Genomic DNA, 9,047 nt, shown 5'->3' on the forward strand with positions numbered 1-9,047 from the left:
CAAAGATAATTTTCAAGTTTTTTAAGTTCAGGAAGCACAACATTTTTAGTAACATCGCGCATACGACAAGAAAGAGCCGTATCCAAAATATCAACAGAAGTTGCTCCAAGATGAATAAGAGGACCGATTTTAGAATCAACCTTCGTCTTCATAACGTTAACAAGAGCGCGGATATTGTGCTTAGTCTTTTCTTCCTCAGCATAAACTTCTTCCGGGTCAATAGCAGAAGCAACATCGTCGAGTTTTTTAGCAAGTTCGTCAGTAAGCTGGCCGCGAACCTTCAAATGAGCCTTTACAAGAGCCGCTTCGCATTTAGCGCAAGAACGGATAGAAGCCTGTTCAGAAATATACTGCGACAGTCCGTCAAAAACCGCCTTTTCCGAAATAGAATAGCGGTGGTCGATACAAGAAAGATTTTCAAAAATGTTACGAGTTTCCATAAGCCAAAATTATAATAAATTACGCTCAGTTTCTCAATAAGAAGAAAAATTCGGGCGGTCCGGCACAAAGTGCCGTCGGGCTTTGCAGGGTTGGCATTGCTCCGCAACGGCTTCGCCGCCCTTCCAATCCCTACCGCAAAACACGAAAAGCGCAATTCATTTACTTTTACAAAATTTGTGTTATTATCTATTGTATGTCTAATTCTTTTATTCCTAATCGCAGCGAAATCCCGGCTTCTGACAAATGGGATCTTTCTACTTTGTATAAAACTAACGAGGAGTGGGAGGCTGATCTTGCAAAAATTGCTTCTCTTACACAAAAATTTGCAAGTTTTAAAGGCAAACTCAAAGATTCTTCCCTATCGCTTCTGGATGCGCTCAAAGCCTACGAAGAGCTTTTTAAAACCCTCGAAACCGTTTACTGCTACGCAAGCCTCTGCCACACTTCCGACGAAAGCGACAGTTCTTTTCAGGATATGGAAGGCAGAGCGATGATGGCTTATGCAAAAGCCAGCGCAGAAGCTTCATTTTTTTCTCCAGAACTAATGGCAATTCCTGACGAAAAACTCAACGACTGGATTAACCTGCCGGAATTTGCCGACTACAAAATTTTTATTCAAAAAGAACTGCACGAAAAACCTTATGTTTTAAGCGAAAAAGAAGAACGAATTCTTTCGCTTGCCGCCGAAGCCTTGCAGACTCCTGACAATGCGTTCAGTTTGCTCGAAAACGTTGACATGGATTTTGAAAGCGTGACTGTAAATGGCAAGGAAGAACCTCTAACACAGTCAACATTTTCACTTTTAATCAGAAACCCTGACAGAAATGTCCGAAAAAACGCATACAAAAAATTCTATAAATCGTTCGTAAAACATCAAAATGTTATTGCTTCGCTTTACGCCGGAAATGTAAATTCTGACATTTTTTATGCCCGCGCAAGAGGTTTTAATTCCAGCCTCGAAGCAAGCCTTTATTCAAACAAAGTTGAACCGGCTGTTTACAAAAATTTGATCGGCACTGTTCACAAAAATCTGCCAGCCCTGCACGATTATTATTCGCTCCGAAAAAAAATGCTTGGTTTAAACGAACTTCGCCATTACGACGTTTATGTTCCGCTCGTAAAAGACATTGAAACAAAAACAAGCTATGAAGAATCCGTAGAAATTTGCCGCAACGCACTCGCTCCGCTCGGAAAAGAATATACCGACATTTTGTGCAACGGTCTTTTAAATGGCTGGGTTGACCGCTACGAAAACAAAGGAAAGCGTTCCGGCGCTTTTAGTTCTGGAGCTTACCGCGGCTATCCGTACATTCTGTTAAATTACAAGGACGATGCAATCCGAGACGTTTTTACAATGGCCCACGAAGGCGGACACTCAATGCATTCTTATTTTTCAAAGACAAACAATCCGTTTATGTGCTACGACTACACGATTTTTGAAGCGGAAGTTGCCTCAACTTTTAATGAAGAGCTTGTCTTTGAATATCTCTTAAAAAACGCAAAAACAAAGGAAATGAAAACCTACCTTCTGGCAATGCGCGCCGACGACATTCTTGCAACCCTGCACAGGCAGACAATGTTTGCAGAATTTGAACTCAAGGCTCATGAACTTGTCGAAAACGGAACTCCTCTTAACGCCGAAATTTTGCGAAAAATCTACCGCGAGCTTTTAGTTCAATATTTTGGCCCGGAAATGATTTTTGAAGAAGAAAGCGACATGGAAGGTTTGAGAATTCCACATTTTTACAATTCTTTCTATGTATATAAATATTCGACCGGAATTTCGGCAGCCCTCGCTCTTGCAAAAAGAGTTACGCATGGCGGTGAAAAAGAAAAAGAAGATTATTTTAAATTCTTAAAGTCTGGCGGAAGCCGTTATCCGCTCGAAAGCTTAAAAATTGCCGGAGTTGATATGTCTTCGACAAAGCCTGTACAAGACGCATTGGACACTTTTGCACAGATTGTCGACGACTTAAAAAAACTCTAATTTTTTTCTCGGACTTTGGATTTTATTAAAGAACGGCAGTTTTTCTGCCGATAATCTAGCGGCATTGGTACAACAATTTTTTTGCTGTGCCTGCCGGAACGTTCATTGAAAACAACGGTTCAATGGCGTTTTGACAGAAAAATTTGCGAGGAACAGAAGTATGAAAAAAACAGAATTCTATTCATTCTACAGAAACATTCCAAAAGCAGAAATTCACATTCACATCGAAGCCGTAATAAGCAAAGAATCGATTAAAAAGCTCTATCTAAAAAAGAACGGAACTGAATTTTCTGACAATTCGCTGGAAGAATTATTTTCATACTCGGATCTGAACGGTTTTATCGCCGCGTTTTTGCAAGTTCAGGATTTGTTTACGGAAGTAAGCGATTTTGATCTTGTTTTTGAAGATTTAAAAAATTATCTTTTGCGAAATGGAATAATCCACTGCGAAGCCTTTTTTGCTCCTTCAGCCTTTATAAAAAAAGGTTTTTCGTATAAAGAAATGACAGAAAATTTCGCCAAAAATATAAAAAAAATCAAAGACGAAACAGGAATTACAGTCTGGCTCTCTGGAGACGTAAGCCGAACTTTTGGACTTGAAAACGCTGAAAACAATTTTAAAATGTTCAGCGAAAATCCATTTGAAGGTTTTATAGGAATCGGACTTGGAGGCGCAGAATCAAAGGGTCCTTCAAGAGATTTCGGCTCTGTTTTTGAAAAAGCACTTAACGCCGGCTACCATGCTGTTGCACACGCAGGAGAAGACCAGGGGCCGCAGTCAATTTGGGACGCACTCGAAATCTGCCATGCGCAAAGAATCGGACACGGAATTTCTGCAATCCAGGACGAAAAACTTATGGATTTTTGCGCAGAAAGGCAAATTCCGTTTGAAATTGCCCCGACAAGCAACGTTTTTACAAAAAAATTTGTAAAATCACTTTCAGAACATCCATTCCGCGCTTTTTTTGACCGTGGAATGCTCGTAACTCTCAACACCGATGATCCGCTTTTCTTTGGAGTTGAACTTTTGGACGAATATTGGAACGCCTACAGCCAGATGAATTTTTCGCACGAAGAACTAAAACAAGTCATTTTAAACAGTTTTAAAGCGTCGTTCTTAAGCCAAACAGAAAAAGAAAAAGCCTTTTCCGAAGTTGAAAAAAACTGGAAAAACAGAAAATGACGTCAGTTGCAGATTTTATAAAGCTTCCAAAAAAAGATTTTCATTCAAGCCTTGATTTAGGAATGCGCTATCCTTCTTTTGTTACCTGGGCAGGATTTTATGTTCCAGGCTTTCCAGAAGATGGATCGCCTGTCAAAATCGAAATGCGCAACCAAGTCCACGAATACACTTCTATGAGAATTGCAACAGAAGACGACATAAAAAAACTTCTGTTTCTATCAATTTCTGAAAACATTGCCGATAACATAATTCAAACAAACGCAGCAATCGACAGCAAGCTTTTTCAAAACTGCAAAAAAAACTGTGAATTCTTCCTGCTGTTAAAGACAAAAATTCAAAAATACAGCGATCATACAAAATCAGACGCTTTTTTTTCGCTTGATACCGATTCAGCCGATTTTAGAGAAAAAAATTTGCAGTTCGCAAAATCCTTTTTATTAAACGAAAATTCAAAAGAACTATTTAGGGGAATTTATTTTTACGGAAAAAACATCCTCAATTTGACAGAAAATTCAACAGAACTTAAGGAACTGATTCAAACTGTCAAAAAAAACGGCTTAAAAATCAGAGTGGATTTAAGTTCTGTCGATTCGGCAAATGATTTTTTTAGGGTTTTTGAGTTTTTTGAGCCACAGGTTCTAATCAACGCAGACAACGCCGCAAATTTTGGCGAAATTTTAACTTTTCTCAAAAAAAAATCAATTCAAACTGTTATAACGCCAGAAACTCACTTTAAAGACAAAAAAATGGATTTTTCAGAAAAGGCAAAAAAAATGCGTTCATTTTTAGAAGCGGGAATAGAAACTTTTCTCGGAACGCAGAGCATCCTTCTTTTTAATAAATCAATCAGCCAGCTTGCAAGCGAGCTTTGCAACACCGGACTTTTTACAAAAGAAGAAATGCTTTCTATCTTAAAAATCTGCTAAAGATAAACCATCAAAAGCATAATATCTGAATTTCTAATCCCGGAAATCCGGCTTGCCTGACCGAGTGTCAACGGACGGATTTTTTCAAGTTTTCCGCGGCTTTCGGCGCTCAAAGCAGGAATTGCTCCGTAATCAAAATTTGCCGGAATCTTGCGATTTTCCATTTTGTGCATCTTTGCAACGCGGGCATCCTGTTTTTCAATATAATACTTGTATTTAAAATCTTCCTGGGCGACTTTCCAAATTTCTGGCGCATAACCTGGATTTTGAGCGTCTTTTTTCTTTAACAAAAGCGCCACGGCCTCATCAATCAAAGCATATTTTGCGCGCATAGACTGAATCTGCTTTTCTGTTTTTAAGCCAACAGCAAAGGCTTTTTCGCTAAGCCTGCGGTCGGCTGTGTCATGCCTCAGTTTTAGACGATACTCGGCGCGAGCGGTAAACATCCGGTATGGCTCTTTTGTTCCAAGCGTAACCAAATCGTCAATCAAAACGCCGATGTAAGCTTCATCTCGTCCTAAAACAAGAGGTTCCCATTCAGGAATTGAATCAAAATTTTCATAACCGCTGTCGCTCTGCGCTTTCTGCAAAGCTGAATTTATTGCCTTTGTTTCTTTCGCAGAAATTTCTGCAAAAGCCGCAATTTCTTCGTCTGTCATGCCAGGCTTGTTTTGAAAAGCGCCCTTTTCCATGCTTGCCGGAGTCTGGCCCATTCCGGAAGACGGAGAACAGAGAGGTCCGCAAAGTTCTTTGTGCGCCCTGGCATAAAGAGCGGCGTTAATTCCTGCGACAAGCCCCTGGCCAGCAGCTTCTTCATATCCAGAAGTTCCGTTTATTTGACCGGCGTCAAAAAGCCCGGCAACGCGTTTTGTTTCCAAGCTCGGATAAAGCTGAGTCGGCTCAACATAATCGTATTCAACTGCATATCCAGGACGGCTTACTGTACAATTTTCAAAGCCAGGAATTGTGCGCAAAAACGAATCCTGAACTTCTTCCGGCAAACTTGAACTCAAGCCATTAAGATAAATTTCATCCGTCTGCAAACTTTCAGGCTCTACAAAAAGCTGATGCCTGTCGCGTTCTTCAAAACGCATTACCTTGTCTTCTATTGAAGGACAGTATCGAGGTCCAATTCCGCTGATTTTTCCAGAATAAAGAGGAGAACGATTTATATTTTTTCGGATAATTTCGTGAGTTTTTTCGTTTGTATAAACCAAATAACACGGAACCATCGGACGGTCAATTTTTTCATCATCAAAACTAAAAGGAATTACTTCTTCATCGCCTTCCTGCAGCTCAGCCTTTGAAAAATCAACTGTATGGCGCAAAATTCTCGGAGGTGTTCCAGTTTTTAGGCGGCCAGTTGTAAAGCCAAGACGATTGAGCGAATGAGTAAGTCCAAAAGCCCCGGCTTCGCCAATTCTTCCGCAAGGAGCATCGTATTCGCCAATAAAAATGCGTCCACCCAAAAAAGTCCCGGTAGTAAGAACAACAGCACGAACAGGAATAATTCTTCCGCGCTCTGTAACAATCGCAGTAATTTTTTGTCTTTTTCCAGAACGGGCAGCTTCCGTTAAACATTCGGAGCGAAATTCTCCAGGAATCGAGCCTTTTTCTGCGGCAGTGTCGCTGTCTGGAGGCAAAGGAGAAGAAGAAGCCGTTGTCAAAATATCAACGACCGTATCCATCAAAGTAGAAAGGTTTGGCGTTGTTTCGATAGTCTGCCGGGCCAAAGACGCATAGAGAATTTTATCTGCCTGAGAACGGGGCGATTGAACGGCAGGACCGCGACTTTTATTCAACATACGAAACTGAATCATCGAGTTGTCTATAAGTTTACCCATTTCGCCGCCAAGAGCATCGATTTCCCGGACAATGTTTCCTTTTGCAACACCGCCAATCGAAGGATTACAGCTCAAGCGTGCAATCGAATCAATTGTCTGAGTTACAAGAAGAGTTTTAAGCCCCATTCGGGCACAGGCCAGACAAGCTTCTGTTCCAGCATGTCCACCGCCAATTACAGCAACATCAAATGAATCATAAAAAGACATACGAAAATTATAGTGAAATCAAAGTTCTGTATCAAATCCAAAACAAAATTCTGAAAAAAAAGTATTTTTTTGTAACCTTTTCCTTTTACGCTGTTTTTTTAAGTATAGAGCGACAAGAAACAATCTCTTTATGTTACAAAAAACTTCCTACTTTGCTCCTTGCACCAGTCTTCCTCCGGGCTGGTGCATTTTTTTGCTTTTTTGCGTCTTTTTTATTCAAAATATCAGCAATTTTTACAAATTCTGACCACAGTATATTGCAAATCAATTTTTATCGCTATTTCTTCGTAATATTTTTTCTGTTTTTTTATAAAATATGCTCAAAACTTCTTTTTATCCAAAAACGACGTCTGTTTAATCCAAAGCATTGCGCAGTTTATAATATATAGTTATTTTACGTGAGCGACGTTTATTAAAAAAAGTGAGGTGTTATTTATGAAAGTAACCAAATTTTTAATGGCGGCAGCTTTGGTTTCGGCTGCAGCAATGTTCGTGTCTTGTTCCAATTTAAGCGAAAGCTCAGAATCTTCTTCTGATTCAAGCCGTGCAGCTTCATCGGGAACAACTTATTCTGTAGGAACAGCTTCTGATTTGTACACAGCCGCAAACAAGGTAAATCCTGGCGACACAATCAAATTGACCGCGAACATCAACCTTACAAAGCAGCTGCAGCTTTTAAGGAGCGGATCTTCCGGAAAAGTGATCACACTTGACGGAAACGGAAAAACGCTCAACTGCTCTGCATTTACAGGCTGGGGCGTAAAAGTAAACGGCTCTTACTGGACAATCAGAAAACTGACAGTTACAAAAGCTTCAGACTGCGGAATGGTTTTCCAGCTCGGAGGAAACAACCGCGCTGAATACTGCAAATTCACCTATAACGGCGACTCAGGACTTCAGGTTTACAACTCGGCTCACGATGTAACAATTACAAGATGTGAATCTTACTACAACTACGACAAAGCGACGAAAGGCGAAAATGCCGATGGTTTTGCAGCAAAACTTTCGGGCGGAAAAAACATCAAGTTCAATTACTGTGTTGCAAAATATAATTCTGACGACGGCTGGGATCTTTACAGCCAGGCATATCCTGTAACTCTCAACAATTGCGAAGCTTCTTACAACGGATATATCAATTCTTCGCTCCAGACAACACCTGACGGCGATGGAAACGGATTTAAACTAGGTTCAAAATACAAAAATGTAAGCCACAGAGTTCTTTCATGCAAATCAACATATAACCTCAAGTACGGAATTGATGCTAACGGAAACACCGCAAAGCAGACAATTACAAACTGCACTGTAAAGAACAACAAAGAAGGTCAAATTTCAAGCAGAACAAAATACTAATCTGAATTTCAAATGACTTTCTGTCCGCAAATGCCTCTCCTCCTGCAGCATTTGCGGACTTTTTTATTTGAGTTCATTTTTCCCGCAGTTTTCGCCATCAACATCAAAAGCAGATAATCCATCGTTATTTTTTAGAAACGGATCTGCCCCATTTTTTAAAAGAAGCTTTGTAGTTTTTAAAGAATTTGCATAAACCGAAAACATAAGAGCAGTGTCGCCGTTTGAATTCTGCAAATTGACATCTGCGCCTTTTTTTATAAGAAGTTTTGCAAGCGCAGAAAAATTCTGGGCAGAAGCAGTCATTAAAGGAGTCATATCTCCTTTGTTAAAATGATTTATATCCGGATTGAATTTTAGCAAAAACCTTACAAGCGAAAGATTTTTAGAAATGCATGCATATTCAAAAGGAGTTATTCCTTCGCTGCTTTCCAAATCTAGATCTGCGCCATATTTTAGAAGAAGTTTAGCCTGTTTTAAATTTCCGCAACGGCAAGCCCACATTAAAGGCGTTATTCTGCCACTCGAAAAAGCGTCCGGTTTTTGCCCGCCCAGCAAAAGTTCCTTTAAAACACCGCAATTTCCAGACTGAACGGCAAGCATAACAGCATTTTCGTTTTGAGAATGAGCAAGAAAGTCTTGCACATCATTTTTTTTACAGCCAAAAAACAGCCACAGACAAGCGGCAAAAACCGCAATGCAAAAATATTTACTTTTTAACAACTTTTACCGCTCCTATTTGATTTAATTTTTTTGAATTTTCGTAAAAATTTGTGCCATCTGCGCCGTTGTCTTGCATATAATTATAATATAGAAACACTTGAACAGATTTTTTTTATAAACTCATCTCCCTTGTTTTTTCTAAACTTTATAACAAGTTGTTTTATTTGTCAAATTTTGTTTTTTTTGATTTGAGGCCGAAGCTTACGCCGGATGCGGCGGGCGGAGTTGACGCGGAAAAACGGGTTGGTTGCCAAACTAACCTGTTTTTCCGCGCCAATGAGGGTTACCGAACCCAAAGCAGCCGGTTTTTAGGTAATTTGCTACACAAAGCCTGTCTGAATTCCGTTTTTTAAGATAAATGCCGTCCTGTTTTTTTTGCTTAAAATTGC

General features: G+C 39.9%; 6 protein-coding genes and 1 pseudogene. 4 read left to right on the plus strand and 3 right to left on the minus strand.

Annotated elements, in window-relative coordinates; genetic code table 11:
• Positions 1 to 440 (minus strand): annotated as a pseudogene (locus tag B4N75_RS08075) (lyase family protein); the annotation flags it as partial.
• A 194-nt stretch (positions 441 to 634) separates the two neighbouring features.
• Here B4N75_RS08075 and pepF point away from each other — a divergent pair.
• The 3 genes from pepF to B4N75_RS08090 all read left to right on the plus strand — a co-directional run bounded on the left by pepF (position 635) and on the right by B4N75_RS08090 (position 4,537).
• Positions 635 to 2,428 (plus strand): oligoendopeptidase F, encoded by a 1,794-nt coding sequence (pepF, locus tag B4N75_RS08080; protein WP_296668749.1) that lies wholly within the window; start codon positions 635 to 637, stop codon positions 2,426 to 2,428.
• 160 nt (positions 2,429 to 2,588) lie between these two features.
• Positions 2,589 to 3,611 carry an adenosine deaminase gene (add, locus tag B4N75_RS08085; protein WP_296668748.1) on the plus strand — a complete coding sequence of 341 codons (1,023 nt, stop codon included), beginning with the start codon at positions 2,589 to 2,591 and terminating at the stop codon, positions 3,609 to 3,611.
• Positions 3,608 to 4,537, plus strand: a complete 930-nt coding sequence (locus B4N75_RS08090; RefSeq protein ID WP_296023113.1) for a hypothetical protein — start codon at positions 3,608 to 3,610, stop codon at positions 4,535 to 4,537. Before add ends, B4N75_RS08090 begins: the two co-directional genes overlap by 4 nt.
• Here the strand turns inward: B4N75_RS08090 and B4N75_RS08095 are convergent.
• Positions 4,534 to 6,588 carry a tRNA uridine-5-carboxymethylaminomethyl modification enzyme MnmG/GidA gene (locus B4N75_RS08095; RefSeq protein WP_296707101.1) on the minus strand — a complete coding sequence of 685 codons (2,055 nt, stop codon included), beginning with the start codon at positions 6,586 to 6,588 and terminating at the stop codon, positions 4,534 to 4,536. The two genes, B4N75_RS08090 and B4N75_RS08095, sit on opposite strands and share 4 nt — an antisense overlap.
• 435 nt (positions 6,589 to 7,023) lie before the next feature.
• On the opposite strand from B4N75_RS08095, the gene B4N75_RS08100 reads away from it, so the two are divergent.
• Positions 7,024 to 7,938, plus strand: a complete 915-nt coding sequence (locus B4N75_RS08100; protein WP_296668742.1) for a right-handed parallel beta-helix repeat-containing protein — start codon at positions 7,024 to 7,026, stop codon at positions 7,936 to 7,938.
• Between the two features lie 63 nt (positions 7,939 to 8,001).
• Here B4N75_RS08100 and B4N75_RS08105 read toward each other — a convergent pair whose 3' ends face one another.
• Positions 8,002 to 8,658, minus strand: coding sequence for an ankyrin repeat domain-containing protein (locus B4N75_RS08105; RefSeq protein ID WP_296668741.1), 657 nt, complete (start codon positions 8,656 to 8,658; stop codon positions 8,002 to 8,004).
• Between the last annotated feature and the right edge of the window lie 389 nt (positions 8,659 to 9,047).

It is taken from the genome of Treponema sp. UBA7570 (assembly GCA_002477955.1).
In the GTDB taxonomy this organism is placed as follows: Bacteria; Spirochaetota; Spirochaetia; order Treponematales; family Treponemataceae; genus Treponema_D.

Coding starts and splice junctions, on each gene's coding strand:
- B4N75_RS08095 (WP_296707101.1), bottom strand. CDS start 6,588: ATGTCTTTTTATGATTCATTTGATGTTGCTGTAATTGGCGGTGGACAT.
- B4N75_RS08100 (WP_296668742.1), top strand. CDS start 7,024: ATGAAAGTAACCAAATTTTTAATGGCGGCAGCTTTGGTTTCGGCTGCA.
- pepF (WP_296668749.1), top strand. CDS start 635: ATGTCTAATTCTTTTATTCCTAATCGCAGCGAAATCCCGGCTTCTGAC.
- B4N75_RS08090 (WP_296023113.1), top strand. CDS start 3,608: ATGACGTCAGTTGCAGATTTTATAAAGCTTCCAAAAAAAGATTTTCAT.
- add (WP_296668748.1), top strand. CDS start 2,589: ATGAAAAAAACAGAATTCTATTCATTCTACAGAAACATTCCAAAAGCA.